Origin of the sequence: Leptospira wolbachii serovar Codice str. CDC (genome assembly GCF_000332515.2) — a bacterium.
Lineage (GTDB): Bacteria > Spirochaetota > Leptospiria > Leptospirales > Leptospiraceae > Leptospira_A > Leptospira_A wolbachii.
In genome coordinates this window covers 57606-78329 of the sequence record NZ_AOGZ02000014.1, presented here as the reverse complement: position 1 = coordinate 78329, position 20724 = coordinate 57606, and the positions used below count along the sequence as shown (strand labels likewise).

Here is a 20724-nt window from a genome sequence, read left to right as displayed (position 1 = left end):
GTTGATTAGAAGATTAAAAAGTTTTTACCGCAAAGTCTTTGTAGTCAGGTGTTTTCATTTCCTTTTCCCACTGACTCCAAGTATATGGCCACATCGCGGGATCGCCGTCTGGATCCAAATACCAACTTTGACAACCACCAAGCCATACCGTGCTACCCATGCCAGCCTTGAGATAAGCTGCAAATTGTTTTAGCGCTTCTTCTGTGGTTTCGATTTCATCAAATTTCTTTTTTCGCCAATCGTTTATCACTTTCATTACGTATTTGGTTTGTACCTCACTCATGGCAATCACAGAAAAATTCCCAATCGGTGTATTTGGTCCTAACATAAGTATGAAGTTGGGGAAGTGCGGAATGAATAAGGACCTGTAGGCTTGGACTTTCTTTTTCCAAACTGTATCGATATTGATTCCATTTTTTCCCGTTAGGTTCATTGGTCTCATAAAGTTGAATGGATGAAATCCTGTCGCTAGGATTAAAATATCCAGTTCGTGGAGTGTACCTTCCTTTGTAACAACTCCTTTCTCGGTAATTTTTTCGATACCTTCGGTAACTAAATCTGCATTTGGTTTTTGGATGGCATCATAGAATGTAGAGTTTACAATCACTCGTTTACATCCTACTCGATAGTTAGGTGTTAGTTTTGCACGGAGTACAGGATCTTTAATGGAGTTTCGGAGATTTCGTTTACAAAGAAAACTCATAAGTAAATGAGGGATTTTTTTACCAATCACTGCTTTAGAGAATGTTTGTTCTACGGCAAAGGTATACCATTTGTGAAATCGTTTTAATATATTTGTATCCTTTCTCCAACGTTCTTTTTCTTTTTCGGAATAATTGGTATCGGGAATTTGAATGATCCATTGCGGTGTTCTTTGGAATACGGAAACTTTTTTTCCCACTTTGATCAATTCTGGAATGACTTGGGCTGCTGTAGATCCAGTCCCGATGATACCAATTCTTTTTCCTTTTAAATCTACTGAGTGATCCCATTCGGCAGTATGAAAACATTTACCTTGGAAGGAATTTAGTCCTTGGATCTCGGGCCTGGCCGGGTGGTGTAAAATTCCTGTTGCGGAAATTAAAAAATCAGAAACATAAGTTTTTCCTTGGTTGGTTTTTGTCGTCCACTTTCCGTTGTTATAGGATGCTTCGCTAACTGCTTCATTGAAATGAATTCTTGGAGTTACTTTGTATTTGTCACTGACTCGTTTGAAGTAAGCTTGGATTTCATCCCCGTGGGCAAAACGGTGGCTCCACTCTGGGTTTGGTTCAAAACTATAAGTATACATATGAGCAGGGATGTCACAAGCAACACCTGGATAAGTGTTTTCTCTCCAAGTACCCCCTAAGTCATTTTTTTTCTCTAGTATGGTAACGTCTGTGATCCCTGCTTTTTCTAATTCGATCGCAAGTAGAATGCCAGTCATCCCAGCACCTATGACCACAACTGAAGGATTTCTGAGTATGGAAGTTGTCATTTGTTTCCTCATTTCGTGATTTGTTCGAACTTTCTAATGAGAACATTGTTCCGAAATTCGCAACTGAGAAAGAATGACATCAGTTTGGGATTTGTTTGCAATAAAAAAAACATATGTGTGATAAAAAAGGAAATTTGAATTTTAAAATTAGAATCATAGTGATTCTAGAAAAAGGACATATTGAACGATACAAGAATTGGTTCAGGACTTTGTCGTATTATGTTTGTTAAGCGGTCAACGTTTCTATTTATCAAGTATTCCACATGTTTTCGTTCTGTTTCTTGCCTATCGAGATACGTGCAATTTTTTTTGAAAGACAGCATTCTAAATTCGATAATTAAGTATTGACTTAATTAAGTATTATGTTTATAAAGTTTCTATGAACGCTTTTGCTGCTTTAGCAGATGATACGAGAAGGGATATTGTAAGACTCGTGGCAAAAAATGGGGAACTTACCTCAACAGAAATTAGCCAGAATTTCCAAATGAGTCCACCCGCAATTTCACAACATCTGAAAGTGCTAAAAGAAGCAAATGTCCTTCAGATGAAAAAAGATGCACAGAAACGTATCTATAGTCTGAACCAATCAGGAATGATGGAAATGGAAGATTGGATTACCGATATCAGGAATCTATGGACCAAACGTTTGGATAAATTGGATAGATATGTACTAAAATTAAAAATGGAGAGATCCCGTGATAAAAAATAATACAGAGACAATCATAGAGAACAACAAAGTCACTTATAAACGCTATTTTGATGTACCCGCCGACTTACTTTTTGAAGTTTGGTCGCAAGGGGAGCACCTTACGGAATGGTGGGGTCCCGATGGTTTTACGTTAACAATCAATAGTTTAGATTTTTCAAACGGTGGTATTTGGGATTTTGTAATGCATGGTCCCGATGGGCATAATTACAAAAACAAAATCCAATTTATAGAAATTAAAAAACCGATTTCCATTTCCTATAAACACATCGGTGATGGAGAAGGCGATGAGGATGTAGACTTCCAATCACGTATCGTTTTTGAAGGTGTAGGGGAAGGAACAAATCTTATCATGGAACAAATATTCTCAAGCAAAGCAGAATTAGAGCGGGTGAATGAGAAGTATGGAGCCATTGAAGGTGGAAAACAACATATTGGAAACCTTGCAAAGTATTTGGAAAAAATTAAGTAGGGGATAATCAATCGATATTTACAATTGGGAGCTGAAATATAAATGGGATCTAAACACATCTATAATGCATTTAGAATTCACGTGTGCCAGTTGATTACTAGAAATCCGAAGGAGTCCTATTGTTGTGAATGGTGGTGGTCCTGATACTGTGCAGAAAATAAGTTAATACACAGGAACCGAATCCCAATACCGACATTGAACCTGTTCACTATGTCGGTATTTTTTCCTATCCCGCCTCTGTGCCCAATAACAGGTAGCATCTACAACACTTTCTGGCCAATAATCATCTTCCTTCCAATGTTTTTTATTTTTAATATTGGAATACTTGCCGTAAACCCAAGGAGTGTTTCTATTCGCTTTCTCTTTAATTGTATGGTCTACGATATACTGTTGTACAATTCCATTTTTATCAAAGAATATATGAAAATATAGATAATCCATACCTAAATAGCCACCATTCGGTAAAGGTGCAGTTACATAATTTACATAGCCGATAATTTTCTTCATTTCAAACTTACGTCCCAGGATTTCTTTAACGATTGGTTTTCTAAATGTCAATCTTGACCAAGGCTTAGGATACATTTCAAGTAGTCCTTGTTCGGTTGTCTTTCCAATCACAGGCAATTTGTTTGGATCGTATTGGAATTTCTCTGGTCCGCTGATTATATCATCTGCAAAATCAGGATCATCTTTCGATAATAACTCACAGGATAGTGAAGATAGAATCATAAGAATCGTTAAGAACTTTGCCAATAAGGTAGGTATTTTCATTTCTTTCCTCTATCCATTTCTCACCACTGAAGTATCCCTAAGGAGATCACCTGTAAACGAGGAAACGTTTCCTTTGTTAGGATTTGTAATAGAGTTTTAAGTGATCGAGATGAGTAGTGTTTTGGGTGGATGATTACTGATGCAATAACTTACTTCCCATAATTAGTATTATGTCGCATTAGGGATGTGCCATTTTTGAGTGTACTCGTACATCCTTTACAGTTTTGTCTTGGTACATACTTTACAAAAAGTATGATTAAAATCCTGATTCAGACGTTAAAGAGGATGGCATTGGGTTTTTAAATTGCAACAATTTTCCTGTATATAGGTCTATTACTCCAAGACTGACTCCATAAAAATGAATCTTCACATGTCTATCAGAGATCTCTTCCAGACCGACTTCCTCCAAAGCAAGAGCGGAAGATAAAAAGATACGATGTCCTTCAAAATGTAGATTCCCAATATCATTCACTTCACCAACTATTATGTTTGTTGGATAAGAAGCTTTAACGATCCGTTTCGGAAACTTTCGTTTGGACTTCTGATAATACTTCGCTGGAAATGAATTTTGGATTCCTTCATGGGGTCTCAGATAGTTGAACTCCTTTTGAAACTCCCGAAATGCTTTTTGTTGCGCTTCCAAGCTTGACCTTGGTGGCAAAGCCGTTTCTTCTTTTAACGTTTTATGCATCCTTTCATGCCGACCATTCTGTTGGGGTTTGCCTGGTTCGATGCGCTCCAATTTAATTCCAAGTTTGATCCACCAAACGGAGAGTTTGCTAAGACCTGCCAGTGCATTCGAGGCAAACGGTGTTCCATTGTCCGTTCGTATGGCAAGAGGCATTCCATACTCCGAGAATAACTTCGTAAATTCATTGATTACATTGGCTGTATCCGCCTTTGCAACAATCTCGCAACAAAGTAAAAAACGACTATAAGCATCCGTTACAGTAAGTGGAGTGCATCTTTCTCCATTCCCAACAGTGAAATGACCCTTAAAATCCGCACACCATATATCATTGGGACCAAGTGCATGCGAAAACGGTTGTTCGACGCTTTCCCTCCGGATCCTTCGTTTGGGAGTTTTTATTAGATCATTTTGTTTTAAGATACGACCAACAGTACTTGGATGAGGCCACTTCTTAATCATATGAATCCTCGCAGATAAAGAAGCCAAGAGTTTCCTTGCTCCCCATCTCGGATGTTCTTTCCTTTCTTGTAAGATCAGTTCAATGATTTTCTTTCGGGTTTGGTGTGGATGGCGTTTGGGTTTCCTACTTTTATCTTTTAAACCATCAAGACCATAAAGCTCATACTGTTCTAAGTATTTATAGCCAGTGACCCGACTAATATTGAATTCATGGCAAAGGTCTGTGAGAGACCAACCTCCACGTTTCCACGCCACAACAAATTTCATTCTTTCTTCAAACACGTTTGTCTCCTTCCAAGCCATGACACACTCCTGGTGTGTACATCGTGTTCTGGATCGAAGAATTAAAATCTAGTGTGTAAAGGATGTATTGAGATCAATTTGTAAGGGAAGAAGCAAATACGGACCTTTTGTATAGAAAGGAACATCGGTAACACATTAGATCACTCACATGAGTTACACTTTTATTTCACTGCTAGGCTTATCTCTGAAACATGTTTTGGCTTTTATAGAATGAAGGAAAGTCTTTCAAAGAAACAATCTGCTGTAAACCTTCCTCAACAGCGGATTGGATACTGTTCGCAATTTTATCTTTCGACTCTGTGTCTTCAGCGCTGAAAGGAATGGTTCTGGAGGTGATTTGTTCGGAATGACCCAATATACGCTGTGGTTCACCCGATGCCCCGACGACCACAAATTCAACGATAGAGATGAAAGTTGCATGATGGAACTTTGTGGTCCCTTCCTCAAATTCCAAAGACCTATCCACTTGGACTTTACGCAAAACGATTGCTCCAGGTTCGAGAGGGTCATTCGATTTTAGAGGTGATAAGGAACTTACTGTAAAAAAACGAGAGCTAGTATTGGAAAAAGACTGGAGCGCAAATTGTCCGATGGAGATTTCCTGGGCAGGACCCACTTTCAGTACTTTGGTCTCTAGTTCTTGCGCATATTGGAGCCGTAGGGACTTCTCTGATTGCGGAAGTTCCGTTTGAGATGAGCTCACGCAGTGAACCAATAAGAAAAGCAGAGTAAATGTAAGTCGGAATCCGAATTTCATAAGTTAGACCTGACTATCAATGCCACCAAACAACGAGTTTATTGCATCCAGGGTTGTAAAAATCCCTAAAACTTAGGGGAAGAACCGAGATTTCTTAAATTTAGAATCCTTTGAAAACGAGGTGACTTTTCAGTGTTTTAGTTCATGATTCAGAAAACTAGGGTGATCCTTGGAAAGTCCTAGAACAGAAATAAACTCATCCGAAGGAAAATGGTATGAAAATTGCGTATACAATTGTTAGGATTTTGCTTGGAGCATTGTTCTTGTTTTCTTCCGTCGTGATCCTATTCAATTTGGTGGAACAGCCAGAAACGACTGGAAACTTAAAGATATTTAATGATGGTATCAAGGCCTCTGGGTACTTGATGACTCTCATAAAAGTTACGGAACTTGTGGTGGCCGTTGCCTTCCTGACTGGCCGATTCGTTCCTTTAGCTTCCATTGTGATTGCCCCAATCGCAATAAATATTTTTTTGGTTCACCTAACAATTGCACCAGAAGGATTGCCTGTGGGAATTTTTGTGGTTGTTGCCAATGCGTTTCTTGCTTATGTCAATTGGAACGTATACAAACCATTATTTGTTCCAGTGAACAAATAATATGGTCCGTTAATTGATTCAAGGCAATGGTCATCTGTTAGAGAATGAATGTAAGTTGTCTGGATATTGATTGGTAGGGGAGTTTGATTCGCCTAACTCCCCTACTTACACTAGTCTAATCTTTATTCAATAGTTTCAAAAAATTGAACCTCTCCCGAAGAGGTATCATAAAAACCAGAGACAATTTTTATTTCCTTGGACTCCACTTTTTCCGAAAGGAAGGAACTATGAGACAAAATCTCATGGATAGAATTTTTCACATTTGCCTTCACTACATGATTGAAGATATGTTCATTTTCTTTTTGGATGGGATGGATAATCTTTTCTGATTCATCAATTGCTTTTTGGATTTTGTTTGTAATGCTGGCAATATTTCCCTCACGAAGTGCATAAAGAGCACTTGAAACAGCCCCACAATTCGAATGGCCCAACACAACGATCAATTTCGTCCCAATTTTTGCACATGACAACTCCAAACTTCCGAGTATTTCCTCGTTCACAATATTTCCGGCGATGCGTATCGAAATGATATCTCCAAGACCAGCATCAAAAATAATTTCGGGACTTGTTCTCGAATCAATACAAGACAATACTACAGCAATGGGATTTTGGCCAAAGGCTGTTGCATTGACTTGGTGTTTGAAATATTTTTCAGACCATTTCCCTTTAACAAAGCGTTCATTTCCTCGTTTTAAGAAATCTAAGATTTCATCGGGAGTTAACTTCTGTTGGGCTTCCTTGTCTAAAATATTTACAAACTGAACTTGGTCACTGAGTTCATATGAATCTTTTAATCCGATCAAATTTAGTTGTATTTTCTTCTCAATAGAAACAACAGTTTTGAATTCTTCCAAGACTTCCAAGATATCATGGTCAATGAAATTACAATTGGAGGCATCCACGATCAGTTTGGAATTTTCTGGGATTGCCCAAAGGGTATCTTTAATGGAGGCTTTATTTAAAAAAGAAACTTGGTTTGGTAATTCGATTCGAACCGTTTCTCCGATATTCAAAGTTTCCGTTTCTACAGAGAATGGGTTTTTATAATTATTTTTTAAGATAAAAATAAAACTAATTGAAAGGCCGATAAGAACCCCTGTTAAAAGGTCAGTAAAGATGATCGCAATGATTGTGGCAATGAAAGGTAGGAACTGATAAATTCCTTTTTTGTATATAGATTGGTAAAGGTTCAGTTTCGTCAGTTTGAAACCAGTAACGATTAGTATCACGGCTAAAGAAGATAAGGGAATCAAGTTTAAGAAAGATCCAAAAAAGACAACACTAATAGACAGCAAAATCCCATGAAAAATGGTTGAAAATTTGGATTCAGCTCCCGCATAAATATTTACTGAACTTCGAACAATCACAGAAGTAATAGGAAGGCCACCTATCAAACCGGAAAGAGAGTTCCCTATTCCTTGGGCCACAAGCTCCCTGTTAGGGGAAGCAAGTCGTTTGTGCGGATCAATTCTTTCGACGGCATCCAAATTGAGTAGTGTTTCCAGGGTGGCAAAGGCAGCAATCGTGATGGCAAAATACCAGACCTTAGTATTCAAAATTGCCGAAAAATTGGGAAAGAAAAATACTGATTCCCAATTTTTGATACTCGGAATGGATACCAGATGTTTTTGGGAAAGATACCACTGTGGAATGTAGTTTTGAAAGACAGTGTTTAATAGGATACCAAGGAGAATGACAAGGACTGGAGACGGTAAAAATTTCAGAAGTTTCCATTTTGACTTATCATAACCAATGATTAAGGACAAAGAAGAGATGGCAATAATGACTGCCCCCCAGGAAAAGTATTTTATTATATTAAATAGTTCTGAAAATGTATTTTCCCCGTCTTTTTGGAAGAAGATAAAGTCCTCTTCTGGGTCCACATCAAATCCTACAGCATGGGGAATTTGTTTTAGGATCAAAATGATCCCAATGGAAGCAAGTAATCCTTGGATTACGTTAGACGGTATGTAGTTGGCAATAAATCCCCCGCGTAAAAATCCAATAATAATTTGTATAAACCCTGCTAAAAAAACTGCAAGAAGAAAGGTACGATATTCACCAAGACCTGCAATAGCAGCTAACACCAAAGTGACAAGGCCTGCTGCGGGTCCACTCACACTTGTGTTGGAATGACTAAGGATACCGACAACGATTCCTCCAATTACCCCCGAGATCACACCAGATAATAAAGGAGCACCACTAGCTAATGCCACTCCCAAACAAAGGGGAAGAGCAACTAAAAATACAACGAGGCCTGAAGGAATATCTTGTTTTAATTTAGAAAACATAAATGTTTGGAAATCTTAAAATCTTAAGCATCTGATGTCAACCCGAATGGAATAGTTCTAAGTTGTTTTGAATGATTGATTCATGAAAAAAAATTTCAAAAAAAAATAACTAAATTCATAACCAAACAGTCACGTCATCTAGGTCAGCTTCACTGATCACGTGGCGTATCTGGTCTTCCGTAGTGAAGGAAATAGATTGGATTTGTATAGAGGACCAAAGATTCGTATATGTGAAAGGACCAACGTGACATTTGATGATGACATTCGGTTGGATTTTTTTTTCGATCGAACAAATGAGTTCCGGTGTCTTTCTATCTTCCGGAATCAGAATTTGTTTCTGTTGGTCTATGGCAAAAAATAAAATCTGAAATTTTGAAATACTAATATTTGTTAGGTTTTCTGTTTTGATAAACAGTTGTAATTCTTTTGTATTGATTTTATGTCTGGGACGAATTGTAACAAGGATGGGCAAACCCACTTCCTTTAAGTATGTCTTGCGACTTTCAGGAAAATTTTCATTTGGTTTGGAACAAAGGAGGAAAGGAAACCAAAAAAGAACCAAAACCGAAACCCTACTCCACCCAACTAGTCCCCGACCATTCAATTTTCGTTTTCTTAGCAAGATTTAGCAACAATGGCTAGCTTCTGACCCGGACTCAACCCCTTTTCCAAGGGTCAGTCCTCTCATGAATCTATTGAGAAACAGACTCAAATACGTAAGTTTCTTATCGATCAGATTTATGAATTTACGGAAAGTGGAATCTGTCCAAAGCTGGACGTAAGAGAAAAAATTTACACCTATACTCTACAGGAGCTCTTCAATGACGTTGAGTCTAGACTTCTTTCGGTCCTCAATTGGAAAGAAGATCATAATGGCCATTACTGGATTTATCTGGTTTGGATTCGTGATCGTTCACATGGTCGGAAACTTACAAGTTTTCCAAGGACCAGAAAAATTAAACACCTACGCAAAGTTTCTTAAAGATTTAGGTCCCCTACTATGGGTGGCAAGGATTGGATTGATTGTGGCCTTCTTTGGTCATGTATTCACAGCCATCCAACTAAAAATTGAGAATACGACTGCAAGACCTGTCTCCTATGCAAAAGGATCTACCATCCAAGCTTCGGTTGCTTCTCGCACCATGGCTTATAGTGGACTCCTTCTTCTTACGTTTCTTGTGTACCACCTCGCACATTTTACTTTAGGATTCACTAACCCAGATCATTACACTCACGAATACATACTTAAAAACGGTGATGTAGTTCATGATGTGTATGCGATGGTGATCCTTGGATTTCAAAATCCAATCATCGCTGGTACCTACATCGTTTTTATGGTCTTCCTTGCTCTTCATTTTTCTCATGCTTTGGGATCAATGTTTCAGACTTTGGGAATCCTTGCACCAAAACACAACCCCACCATCCAGAAACTTTCCACAGGACTTGGGCTTATCATTTTCCTGGGAAATAGTTCCATGCCGATCTCGATTTTACTCGGGTATATCCGTTAAGGGTTTTTAGGAGAAGTTATGAAATTAGATGCAAAAATTCCGTCGGGTCCCTTAGAACAAAAATGGGACAAACACAAACAAGACATCAAACTTGTAAACCCGGCAAACAAACGTAAGTATAAAGTCATCATAGTAGGAACAGGACTTGCCGGAGCTTCTGCTGCTGCAACACTATCAGAACTTGGATACCAAGTTTCTGTATTCTGCTTCCAAGACAGTCCAAGACGTGCACACTCCATTGCTGCCCAAGGTGGTATCAATGCGGCAAAGAACTATCAAAACGATGGTGACTCCGTTTACAGATTGTTTTACGACACTGTAAAAGGTGGTGATTTCCGTGCAAGAGAAGCAAACGTTTACCGTTTGGCTCATGAGTCTACGAACATCATTGACCAGTGTGTAGCACAAGGAGTTCCTTTTGCTCGCGAGTATGGTGGAACCCTTTCTAACAGGTCTTTTGGTGGAGCGCAAGTTTCTCGTACTTTTTACGCAAAAGGACAAACAGGCCAACAGTTATTACTCGGTGCATATTCAGCATTAGAGAAACAAATCTCTCGTGGTGCTGTAAAAATGTACCCAAGAACAGAGATGTTAGAACTAGTTCTTATCGATGGTCATGCTAAAGGAATCGTAGTTCGCGACCTCGTAACCGGTGAAATTTCTTCTCATGCAGGGGATGCAGTGATCTTAGCTTCTGGTGGATACGGAAACGTATTTTATCTTTCCACGAACGCAAAAGGATCGAACGTCACCGCCACTTACCGAGCTTACAAAAAAGGTGCTGGATTTGCAAATCCTTGTTATACGCAAATTCACCCGACTTGTATTCCACAAGCCGGAGATTACCAATCTAAATTGACTCTTATGTCTGAATCTCTTCGTAACGATGGAAGGGTTTGGGTTCCAAAGAAAAAGGATGATCTTCGTGCTCCACACGAAATTCCTGAAGACGAAAGAGACTACTACCTCGAAAGAAAATACCCTTCTTACGGTAACTTAGCACCTAGGGACATCTCTTCTCGTTCAGCAAAGGAAGCTTGTGATAACGGTCTTGGTGTCGGTCCCAAAGTTGGGGACAAACGTCTTGGTGTGTATTTGGATTTTTCTGATTCCATCAAACGTTTAGGGGAACCTGTGGTTGCTGACCGCTACGACAACCTCTTCCAAATGTATGAACGGATTACTGGCGAAAACCCATACAAAGTTCCTATGCGTATCTACCCTGCGGTTCATTATACAATGGGTGGACTTTGGGTGGATTACAACCTAATGTCAAATATTCCAGGCCTTCACGTTCTCGGGGAAGCCAACTTCTCTGACCATGGTGCCAACCGATTGGGTGCTTCGGCTCTCATGCAAGGACTTGCAGACGGATACTTTGTGATTCCTTATACTATTGGTGATTACTTTGCCAAAGAAGGTCATAAAAATATCTCCACAGATAGACCAGAATTCAAAGAAGCGGAAGCCCGCGTTCGTGAAATGACAAACAAACTCCTCACGATCAATGGTAAAAAAACTCCAGATGATTTCCATAGAGCCCTAGGTAAAATCATGTGGGACCAGTGCGGTATGGCACGTAATGAAAAAGGTTTGAAAGACGCTCTGCAAAGAATCCCTGAACTTCGGGAAGAATTCTGGAAGAATGTAAAAGTTGCCGGATCTGGTTTGGAACTCAATCAAGAGTTAGAAAAAGCCGGACGTGTTGCCGATTACTTAGAGTTTGGTGAACTACTTTGTTTAGATGCACTCAAACGAGAAGAATCTTGTGGAGGTCACTTCCGTGAGGAACACCAAACAGAAGATGGCGAAGCTAAACGTAACGACGAAAAATTCTGCCATGTAACTGCTTGGGAATATAAGGGAGAGGGAAAAGCTCCTGAAGAACACCGCGAAAAACTCGAGTATGAAAACATCCACCTAGCCGTAAGGAGCTACAAATAATGGATAATATGAAGTTACACCTTAAAGTTTGGCGACAAAAAGACAAAAACGATAAAGGTCGTATGGTCAGTTATGAAGCAAACAACATCAGCGAACACATGTCTTTCCTTGAGATGTTGGATGTTGTAAACGATGACCTAATCAAAAAAGGCGATGATCCTATCGCTTTTGACCATGACTGTCGCGAAGGGATTTGCGGGGCTTGTTCTATGGTGATCAACGGTGTTCCGCATGGTCCCGAAAAAGGAACTACTACTTGCCAATTGCATATGCGTAAGTTCAAAGATGGTGATACGGTATACATTGAACCTTGGAGAGCCAAAGCATTTCCTGTGGCAAAGGATTTGATCGTAGATCGTTCTGCGTTTGATCGTATCATACAAGCAGGTGGATACGTATCCATCAATACTGGTGGGGCACCGGATGGAAACGCTTTACCGATTCCAAAAGTGGATGCTGACCTTGCGATGGACGCGGCTACTTGTATCGGATGTGGTGCTTGTGTGGCGGCATGTAAAAATGCTTCTGCCATGCTCTTTGTATCTGCGAAAGTCTCTCATTTAGCACTCCTTCCACAAGGGGTTGTTGAGAAGAAAGAACGGGTTCGTAAGATGGTAAGTGCTATGGACAAAGAAGGATTTGGAAATTGTACAAACCAATACGAATGTGAAGCGGCTTGTCCGAAAGAGATTTCGGTAAACTTCATCACTCGTTTGAACAGAGAATACATTTCTAGCTAATTAGAATTTGCTAAAATCATGTCGCTAAATATCAGTTTTGCGGCGAAAATTGGAAACCCGGTTAACACGACCGGGTTTTTTTATTTGTATGGGCATTGTTTTTAGCGGTTAGAAATGGAATCTCTAATGGTAAGTTTGGGTTCTCCAAGGAGGTTGGATCAACTAAAAATGGCAATGAGGAAAACGTTCCAAGAATGAAGTTTGAAAATAGAACCCTACTTTTTTTCAATTAAAATAGAGAGTCATCTAACAAAACAAACAATTCCTTTTTTGACTGAGGCCCAGGCCCCTCCGATTGAAAATTTTCCCTTAATTTCGAAAGCCAGTCCGTATCCTTTCTTCTTTTGATCCTTCCTTGAAGGATGATTTCCCATCGAGATTGGATGGCTTTCTCGACAAGAGTTTTGGATTCTTCGGGCAACCCGTTCCAATTTCCATTCTCCTGAAATTCTTCTTTCGTGAGTAAAAGCGAATACAAACGAAATCTTTCCTGTGCTTGGTACTGACTAGATAGTTGGTCATCGTGCCCACCGTAACGCACCATCAAATTTTCCTCCAATAAGCCGATGGAATGTCCTTTTAGTAAAATTCGATTCCATAAATCATAATCTTCGCATATACGAAGTTCGGTGCGAAAGAGTCCAATGGATTTTAAAGTTTCTTTATGAGCCAAAAAACTAGAACAGGTCACCATACAAATATCCAAGGATTCCTTTAAAAAATCTCCAGAGATTTTTTGGTATTTTCCTTTGGGTTCTAAAAGATTTCCTTTTTTATTCCAAATTTCTTTGGTTTGGGAGAATAAATACTCTGGATGATTCTTATGAAATTCGATTTGTTTGTTTAGTTTATTTGGATACCACTCGTCATCGGAATCTAAAAATGCAATCCATTCCCCCTCTGCTTTAGAGATTCCAAAGTTTCTTGCCCCACTCACTCCCCTATGTTCTGTTTGGTGGACTTGGATGGTCTTTTGGTTTCTACCGAAGGAAGTGAGTTTCCCTTTCCAACCAGGCAATTTCGAGAGTAAGTTAGTCCAGGTCCCATCTGTGGATCCATCATCAATGATATGAAGTTCCCAGTGCGGATAAGTTTGTCCTAGGACTGATTGGATCGCACGTTCTACGACCAAGCGACGATTGAATGTGGGAATGATGATAGAAACTAATCTTTGTTCCATTCTCAATTTCTATCAAAAACTAGATGTAAGTGTTGGATCTGACCACCTTGGTGCAGATAAAAGATGGGAATCATTTCACCCGAGGGAGATCGTTTCAGGAATTTGTTTGGAAAAAATTCCGACTCGATATTTGTTTCTGTTCTACTTTGTTCGCCTCGGACTTGGAATGATAATCGCATTTCGTGTATCTCCCGCAGTAAGGAATAAACCGTATTACCACTATACACAGGTTCCAGAAGGATCCTTGTATTGCGATAAAAGCTGGCTATCCAGTTGTTGAGAGCCTGGTTTTTCTTTGCAAAAGAAGCAGATTTTTGATTTGTTTTTGGTAAGACCTTCGGATCGGGACTGGAATCACCATCAGAATGATCTACTGGAATCGAATCCATAACCTGATTAGGGGTTCTAGGTATCGGTCTTCCATCAAGGGTTGGAAGTTCCAAGATTTGCTCTAGAGGAATGGGAATGGTTCTTAGCCCCAATTCTGTTTGTAAATCTTTCACTTTCAGAGTCCACTTCGCTTTCGGTTCTCCCACCATCACTCCCAGAACCAAAATGGAGCTTCCCCAATAGGCATCCATGGCTGATAAGAAGGTTGCCCCCGATCCAATCTCGAGGACGAGTATGGCAGTGAATTTACTCGTTTCTTGTTTGGTTTGACTCGGATTGATTTGGTCTTCCAACGGACGCCGCTTTCGATCGTTATTTCTAGGCTCGTGAGAAGGAAGTGAACCAGAGAGTTTTTCCATCTCAAGTTTCAATTTCTCCCAAAAGGATTTGAGTCCGAGGATCTGGCTTGGATGGATGCCAAATTCCGGAAGTGTAAGACCCGGATATCCATTCTGTTTTTCCAACCAAGCCGCATAAGCTTCTCTTCGATTCGCATAACATTCAATAGAATGTGAATGCCCTCGAACCATTTGTTCATTATAAGTTTTTAATTGGGGATCTCTCGAATACGCGATACATTCGATTTCCAATCCATACTGGCGAAGGATGTAAGCAAAACTGGCTAGATAATTTCCATGAATTGAACCCCAAAGAAGAACCTTTCTGATTTGGTTTTCGTTCAGAAAAACAAGAATGCCTTGGACCTTTCTCCATTTGGTTCCCAGTCCCAAAGGAAGTAAGTCATCCCGAAGAAAATAAAGGTATGGAATGGAAGGGTTGTTTGTTTGGTCGGTAGGAGCTACCTCTGTTTCTAAATCGTTGTTGTCTGGGAGTTCGGTTGGAAAGGATTCCAACGCTTGCCAGGGCAGATCCGTTATCTGGATGGGAAAATCCTTGGGAAATCCCGTTTTATTCCAGTTTTCCAAAGGGTTTGTGAGAGAAATTTTATCTTGGTGGTTCTTTTGGGTTGTATCATCCATCGAGATTCTCATTCAAAACTAAATCATCCGAATGAAGTCCTTTCAGGGGAAACAGAAAACCAAGAGAATCGAAGGTTATCCAATGAAAGAGGTATTCCATTCTGCTCAGAAATTCCTGGCAGAATGGACCAATGACTTTAGTCTCCGGTTTTGAGAATGGATAGGAAGGCTTCCTGCGGAATCTCCACATTTCCAATTTGTTTCATCCGTTTTTTTCCCTCTTTCTGTTTCTCGAGAAGTTTCTTCTTACGAGAAATGTCCCCACCATAACACTTAGCCGTTACGTTTTTACGAAGGGCAGAAATACTTTCCCGAGCCACCACTTTGGCACCAATCGCAGCTTGCAAAGGGATCATAAATTGGTGACGAGGGATGAGGTCTTTTAATTTTTCAATGATCACGCGTCCGCGGTCTTCCGCTTTGGATTTGTGGACGATCGAGGAAAGGGCATCCACAGGCTCCCCATTTACAAGGATATCCATGCGAACGAGTTTAGAATCCCGGTATCCTACTTCTTCATAATCTAAGGAAGCATACCCTTTGGTATAGGATTTGAGTTTGTCATAGAATTCGAAAATTAGTTCCGCAAGAGGAAGTTCGTAGGTGAGTTGCAGTTTGTCTTTCGAAAGATAAACGGTATCTAGATGGATTCCTCGTTTGTCGATCACAAGAGACATGATGTTTCCCACATAGGATTCTGGTGCAATGATGGTTGCTTTTACAAAAGGTTCTTCTGACTTTCCAATGAGAATGGGATCAGGCCATTTACTTGGGTTATCCACTTCAATGACTTCGTCTTTTGTTGTTGTGATTCGAAATTTAACCGATGGGGCTGTGGTAATGAGAGCTAAATTGAATTCTCTCTCTAGTCTTTCCTGTACAATTTCCATATGTAAGAGGCCTAAATAACCCACACGGAAACCAAAACCAAGGGCTGCCGAGTTTTCTCTTTCAAAAGTTAAAGCAGAATCGTTTAACTTTAGTTTTTCGATGGCATCAACGAGGGCATCAAAATCTTCCCCGTTAATGGGAAAAAGACCAGCAAATACCATAGGTTTTGCATCTTTAAATCCTTTGACATCTTCTGCGGTTTGTCTGTTGGCATGAGTGATGGTATCGCCCGTTTTGGCATCTCCCATTTTTTTCATACCGGCAACCACATAACCAACATCACCAGCTTGCAATTCTTCACAAGCTACCATGGAGAGACGGTTGATTCCCACTTCGGTAACCGTAAACTGGCGGCCAATGTGCATCATATGGATCATTTCTCCTTTACGGAGTTTTCCATCATACAAACGAACTTTGGCAACCACACCCATATAGGTATCAAAGAAGGAATCGTAAATGAGTGCCTTCAGAGGAGCCTCCACATCACCCACTGGTGGAGGGAGTAAATAACAAATGGCTTCCAATACTTCTTGTACATTGAGCCCGGTTTTTGCAGAAATCGGAATGGCTTCTTCGGGATTCAGTCCAAGGGACTCTTCAATCATCAATTTACATTTGTCGATATCGGCGGAAGGAAGATCAATTTTGTTAATAACAGGAATTATGCGAAGATTTAAATCCATCGCTAGGTATAAATTGGCTAAGGTTTGTGCTTCCACTCCTTGGCTTGCATCTACAATCAGAAGTACGCCTTCACAAGCGGCAAGAGAACGGGAAACTTCGTAAGTAAAGTCCACGTGGCCCGGGGTATCAATTAAATTCAGGTGATAGACATTTCCATCTTTGGCTTCATAATCAAAGGAGGCATTATTGGCTTTGATGGTAATCCCACGTTCCCGTTCAATGTCCATGGAATCTAGAATTTGGTTCTTTTGGGTCCTTTTGTCAGTGACAAGACCTATCTCAAGCAAACGATCCGCCAGAGTGGATTTTCCATGGTCGACATGGGCGATAATGGAAAAATTGCGGGTGAATTTTTGGCGTTCGTTCACGGTTCCCTCTTCTTTTTAAGTCATTTTCCTGGATCAAGGCTCTTTGTCGAAAAAGTTTATTGTCAGAGGCTTAAATTTCCTAAGACTGGGAGGAAATTATCCCTTAGGAGAAACAATTCCCGATGTCCCAAAAAGATAGCATTCGTTCCGTCAAAGCCCGTGAAATCATGGATTCCAGAGGAAATCCAACCGTTGAAGTGGATGTCACTTTGGAAGACGGTTCCTTCGGTCGTGCGGCGGTTCCCTCCGGTGCGTCTACAGGCGAACACGAAGCAGTAGAACTTCGTGACGGTGATAAAAAAAGATACTCCGGAAAAGGTGTACTAAAAGCCGTAGAAAATGTAAATTCTAAAATTTCAAAATCCATTTTAGGCCTTTCGGCAACAAACCAACTCTTAGTTGATGGAACAATGATTTCGCTCGATGGAACTGCCAACAAATCTAAATTAGGTGCCAATGCCCTTTTAGGCGTTTCCATGGCTGTGGCGAAAGCAGCAGCAGTTCATACGGGACTTCCTCTCTACCGTTATATTGGGGGAACCTTTGCTCGTGAACTTCCGGTTCCTATGATGAATATCATCAATGGTGGGGCTCACGCAGACAACAATATCGACTTTCAAGAATTTATGATCCTTCCTGTATCGGCTCCGAATTTTCGCGAAGCCCTTCGTATGGGTGCCGAAGTTTTTCATAGTTTGAAAACTGTGTTAAAAGGCAAAGGCCTCAATACCGCTGTGGGTGATGAAGGTGGATTTGCTCCTAACCTAACAAGCAATAGCGAAGCCATTGAAGTCATCCTCACTGCGATCGAAAAGGCTGGTTACAAACCAGACTTAGACATCAAAATTGGTTTGGACTGTGCCGCTTCCGAGTTCTACGATGAGAAGAAAAAGAAATACATCCTCAAAGCGGAGAAAAAACCAGAGAAGACTGCGGAAGAACTCGTAGAATACTACTCAAATTTAGTGTCAAAGTATCCGATCATTACCATGGAAGACGGTCTGGATGAAAACGATTGGACAGGCTGGAAAAAACTTTCGGAAAAATTGGGAAAAAAGATCCAACTTGTGGGGGATGATTTGTTCGTAACCAACATCAAAAAACTCGCAAAAGGGATCGAAAAAGGGATTGGTAACTCCATTCTCATCAAAGTGAACCAAATTGGAACTCTCACAGAAACCCTCAGTGCGATTGAAATGGCAAAAAGAGCCCAGTATACAGCTGTTGTTTCCCATAGATCGGGAGAAACGGAAGATGCGACCATTTCGCATATTGCCGTAGCAACCAATTCTGGTCAGATCAAAACAGGATCACTTAGCCGAACCGACAGGATCGCCAAATACAACGAACTCCTTCGTATCGAAGAAGAACTCGGTAAAAATGCAAGCTTCAGCGGAGTAAACACTTTTTACAATTTAAGGTAATATGACACCAACGAAAGCCTCCCTACTTGTAACCTATATTTGTGCTGGCCTCTATCTCGGGCTTTTGTCCGAGTCGGGAATCGCCGAACGTATGCGCCTTGAGAAAGAATTACAAAATCTCAATGCCGAGGTAGAGAGGCTTGTGGTAGAAAACCAAGGGTTGGAAGAAAAAGAACGCCGCTTAAAAAACGATGCTTATGCCTTAGAACAGGAAGCAAGGAAGTACTATCTACTTTCTGAAACTGCTCATGTATTGAAATTCGAAGAAATGCCTTCCCCGTTAACACAAAAAACAAAGGCCCTTCCTGCCTCCCTTCGCACGGCAGGGCTTGGTGGGGAATGGAAAGAACCACCGCTGTTTTTATTACGTTTCTTTTTTATTTCTTTCAGTGTTTTCCTGATTCTAGGCGTTTACTTCAAGCTGAAACGCTTGCCTCATACGTCTAAACAGGAAAGACTGAATTAATATGCCAGAAGAAGAAACACCAGATAAAGAAATCACCGAAACCATCCAAGATCTCATTAGCGACAAAAACATGGGTAAGAAATTCCTGGAAAAAAGGAAAATCTTTCTCTGGGGTCCTGTCACTGACGAATCTTCCAAGGAATTAACTGCCAAACTCATGTATTTGGAAATGGCAGATCCTGGAAAACCAATTACGTTTTATATCAATAGCCCCGGTGGTGTTGTTACCTCTGGACTTGTTGTCTACGACACCATGCAAATGATTTCCTCACCGGTTCATACAGTGTGTATGGGAATGGCTGCATCTATGGGTTCTATTTTACTCATTGGCGGGAAAAAAGGAAATCGTTACATTTGGCCTAACGGTCGTGTGATGATCCACCAACCTTCCATCGGAGGACAAATCCAAGCTCCAGCAACGGATTTACTCATCCATGCTCAGGACATTGTTAAAACCAAAGAAAAACTCAATCAAATGTTAGCGGATGCGTGTGGCAAATCCTACGAACAATTGGTGGAAGACACCGATCGCGATTATTATATGGATGCCGACCAAGCTCTTGCTTACGGAATCGTAGATAAAATCGTAAACACAATTGACGTCGTCTAACAGAGAGTTTAAACCTAGAAGATTTTTAGAAGGTAGACATTTACAAACTGTCTACAATGTACTTTTTCCTCCAGACAATTCTTTGGAGGATGAGTATTATTCGGAGAGTATCCTCATCCCAACAAACGACAGGTCTGGGGATATTCTTTGGCTAGAACACAATCCCCCTTTATCGCAAGTCCGTAAAAAAGCATCCAAATGGAACGGGCATTACTTACTTCTCATCCATGGAATGGAAGGAAGTTCGGAATCTCATTATATGGTGAGTGCCGGTAAAGAAGCACTAAACCGTGGTTATGGTGTGGTTCGAATGAACTTACGGAACTGTGGTCGAGGACTTGGGCTTGCTAAAAAACCTTACAATGCTGGCCAATCAGAAGATATAGAAGCTGTATTACAATATATTTATAAACATTTCACCAAATCCATTTTTGTCTCTGGGTTTTCTTTATCAGCCAATATGGTGGTAAAGTTTTTTGGTGAAAAAAGACAACATTATGCCAAAGCATTTTCTGCTACCTCACCTCCATTGGATTTGAAACGAAGTTGTGACTTTATCGATTCCCGTGCGGGTAATTTTTACCGGGATCATTTTTTGGATACCATGAAAGAAAAAGTAACCTCCGGGGTTTATGAAATTCCAGATAAAATCAAAGAACGAGTACTTCGTAGTAAATCTTTTTTTGATTTTGATGACTATTTCACGGCACCAATTGCTGGTTATGCGAATGTTTTAGAATACTACAATATTTGTTCTGGGGTAAAGTATTTGGGTGGGATTAAGATTCCTGGCCTTCTTGTTCATGCTGATGATGACCCTGTTGTCCCTTCTGAAGTTTGGCATGAGATTCGATGGAAGTCCTACCCACTACTACAGACTGTACTTACTGAAAAAGGGGGACATGTGGGATTTATTAGTGATCCATCCCCTGACAATCCAGAAGGAAGATGGCTTCCTCGGATTTTACTCGATTTTTTTGATTCTCAAATCAAATAGTATAACAATA

The 20724-nt window shown here is 40.3% G+C and carries 19 protein-coding genes; 10 read left to right on the top strand and 9 right to left on the bottom strand.

Annotation, left to right across the window (positions count from 1 at the left end):
* Positions 1 to 13 precede the first annotated feature (13 nt).
* A complete protein-coding gene (locus tag LEP1GSC195_RS05850; protein WP_015681776.1) occupies positions 14 to 1480 on the bottom strand; it encodes a flavin-containing monooxygenase in 1467 nt (488 codons plus the stop codon).
* 379 nt (positions 1481 to 1859) lie between these two features.
* On the opposite strand from LEP1GSC195_RS05850, the gene LEP1GSC195_RS05845 reads away from it, so the two are divergent.
* Positions 1860 to 2189 carry an ArsR/SmtB family transcription factor gene (locus tag LEP1GSC195_RS05845; RefSeq protein WP_015681445.1) on the top strand — a complete coding sequence of 110 codons (330 nt, stop codon included), beginning with the start codon at positions 1860 to 1862 and terminating at the stop codon, positions 2187 to 2189.
* Positions 2176 to 2658, top strand: coding sequence for an SRPBCC family protein (locus tag LEP1GSC195_RS05840; protein ID WP_015680719.1), 483 nt, complete (start codon positions 2176 to 2178; stop codon positions 2656 to 2658). The genes LEP1GSC195_RS05845 and LEP1GSC195_RS05840 overlap by 14 nt, the downstream gene beginning before the upstream one ends.
* A gap of 162 nt (positions 2659 to 2820) precedes the next feature.
* Here the strand turns inward: LEP1GSC195_RS05840 and LEP1GSC195_RS05835 are convergent, their stop codons facing one another.
* The 3 genes from LEP1GSC195_RS05835 to LEP1GSC195_RS05825 form a co-directional block, all read right to left on the bottom strand.
* Positions 2821 to 3429: a hypothetical protein gene (locus LEP1GSC195_RS05835; RefSeq protein ID WP_015680956.1), complete on the bottom strand. Its 609-nt coding sequence runs from the start codon at positions 3427 to 3429 to the stop codon at positions 2821 to 2823.
* A 256-nt stretch (positions 3430 to 3685) separates the two neighbouring features.
* The gene (locus tag LEP1GSC195_RS05830) at positions 3686 to 4882 is read right to left on the bottom strand and encodes an IS481 family transposase (protein ID WP_015682800.1); all 1197 of its coding nucleotides are present in this window, start codon (positions 4880 to 4882) and stop codon (positions 3686 to 3688) included.
* Between the two features lie 178 nt (positions 4883 to 5060).
* Positions 5061 to 5639: a hypothetical protein gene (locus tag LEP1GSC195_RS05825; RefSeq protein ID WP_015682514.1), complete on the bottom strand. Its 579-nt coding sequence runs from the start codon at positions 5637 to 5639 to the stop codon at positions 5061 to 5063.
* Between the two features lie 215 nt (positions 5640 to 5854).
* Between LEP1GSC195_RS05825 and LEP1GSC195_RS05820 the strand changes: the two genes are divergently transcribed.
* Positions 5855 to 6238 (top strand): DoxX family membrane protein, encoded by a 384-nt coding sequence (locus tag LEP1GSC195_RS05820; RefSeq protein WP_015681877.1) that lies wholly within the window; start codon positions 5855 to 5857, stop codon positions 6236 to 6238.
* A gap of 122 nt (positions 6239 to 6360) precedes the next feature.
* Here the strand turns inward: LEP1GSC195_RS05820 and LEP1GSC195_RS05815 are convergent, their stop codons facing one another.
* Both LEP1GSC195_RS05815 and LEP1GSC195_RS05810 read right to left on the bottom strand, forming a co-directional pair.
* Positions 6361 to 8529 carry a SulP family inorganic anion transporter gene (locus LEP1GSC195_RS05815; protein ID WP_015681062.1) on the bottom strand — a complete coding sequence of 723 codons (2169 nt, stop codon included), beginning with the start codon at positions 8527 to 8529 and terminating at the stop codon, positions 6361 to 6363.
* Between the two features lie 115 nt (positions 8530 to 8644).
* Positions 8645 to 9091: a hypothetical protein gene (locus LEP1GSC195_RS05810; RefSeq protein WP_040506952.1), complete on the bottom strand. Its 447-nt coding sequence runs from the start codon at positions 9089 to 9091 to the stop codon at positions 8645 to 8647.
* A 259-nt stretch (positions 9092 to 9350) separates the two neighbouring features.
* Here LEP1GSC195_RS05810 and LEP1GSC195_RS05805 point away from each other — a divergent pair, with 259 nt between their 5' ends.
* The 3 genes from LEP1GSC195_RS05805 to LEP1GSC195_RS05795 are packed head-to-tail and all read left to right on the top strand — an operon-like array spanning position 9351 to position 12724.
* The gene (locus LEP1GSC195_RS05805) at positions 9351 to 10040 is read left to right on the top strand and encodes a succinate dehydrogenase cytochrome b subunit (RefSeq protein WP_040506466.1); all 690 of its coding nucleotides are present in this window, start codon (positions 9351 to 9353) and stop codon (positions 10038 to 10040) included.
* An 18-nt stretch (positions 10041 to 10058) separates the two neighbouring features.
* Positions 10059 to 11984, top strand: a complete 1926-nt coding sequence (locus LEP1GSC195_RS05800; protein WP_015680673.1) for a fumarate reductase/succinate dehydrogenase flavoprotein subunit — start codon at positions 10059 to 10061, stop codon at positions 11982 to 11984.
* 8 nt (positions 11985 to 11992) lie between these two features.
* Positions 11993 to 12724, top strand: coding sequence for a succinate dehydrogenase/fumarate reductase iron-sulfur subunit (locus LEP1GSC195_RS05795; protein ID WP_040506950.1), 732 nt, complete (start codon positions 11993 to 11995; stop codon positions 12722 to 12724).
* Positions 12725 to 12953: 229 nt separating this feature from the next.
* On the opposite strand, the gene LEP1GSC195_RS05790 is transcribed toward LEP1GSC195_RS05795, so the two are convergent.
* The 3 genes from LEP1GSC195_RS05790 to lepA form a co-directional block, all read right to left on the bottom strand.
* A complete protein-coding gene (locus tag LEP1GSC195_RS05790) occupies positions 12954 to 13904 on the bottom strand; it encodes a glycosyltransferase family 2 protein (protein ID WP_015680713.1) in 951 nt (316 codons plus the stop codon).
* 2 nt (positions 13905 to 13906) lie between these two features.
* The gene (locus LEP1GSC195_RS05785; protein WP_232227709.1) at positions 13907 to 15274 is read right to left on the bottom strand and encodes a hypothetical protein; all 1368 of its coding nucleotides are present in this window, start codon (positions 15272 to 15274) and stop codon (positions 13907 to 13909) included.
* A 137-nt stretch (positions 15275 to 15411) separates the two neighbouring features.
* Positions 15412 to 17217, bottom strand: coding sequence for a translation elongation factor 4 (gene lepA, locus LEP1GSC195_RS05780; protein ID WP_015682003.1), 1806 nt, complete (start codon positions 17215 to 17217; stop codon positions 15412 to 15414).
* Between the two features lie 122 nt (positions 17218 to 17339).
* On the opposite strand from lepA, the gene eno reads away from it, so the two are divergent.
* From eno to LEP1GSC195_RS05760, 4 genes are read left to right on the top strand one after another with little or no spacing between them, the layout of a single operon-like run.
* Positions 17340 to 18641 (top strand): phosphopyruvate hydratase, encoded by a 1302-nt coding sequence (gene eno, locus LEP1GSC195_RS05775; protein ID WP_015682547.1) that lies wholly within the window; start codon positions 17340 to 17342, stop codon positions 18639 to 18641.
* 1 nt (position 18642) lies between these two features.
* Positions 18643 to 19107, top strand: a complete 465-nt coding sequence (locus LEP1GSC195_RS05770; RefSeq protein WP_015680709.1) for an FtsB family cell division protein — start codon at positions 18643 to 18645, stop codon at positions 19105 to 19107.
* A gap of 1 nt (position 19108) precedes the next feature.
* On the top strand, positions 19109 to 19717 hold the full coding sequence (locus LEP1GSC195_RS05765) for a ClpP family protease (RefSeq protein WP_015681211.1): 609 nt from the start codon (positions 19109 to 19111) through the stop codon (positions 19715 to 19717).
* Positions 19704 to 20714, top strand: a complete 1011-nt coding sequence (locus LEP1GSC195_RS05760; protein WP_040506464.1) for a YheT family hydrolase — start codon at positions 19704 to 19706, stop codon at positions 20712 to 20714. The genes LEP1GSC195_RS05765 and LEP1GSC195_RS05760 overlap by 14 nt, the downstream gene beginning before the upstream one ends.
* Positions 20715 to 20724: the final 10 nt, after the last annotated feature.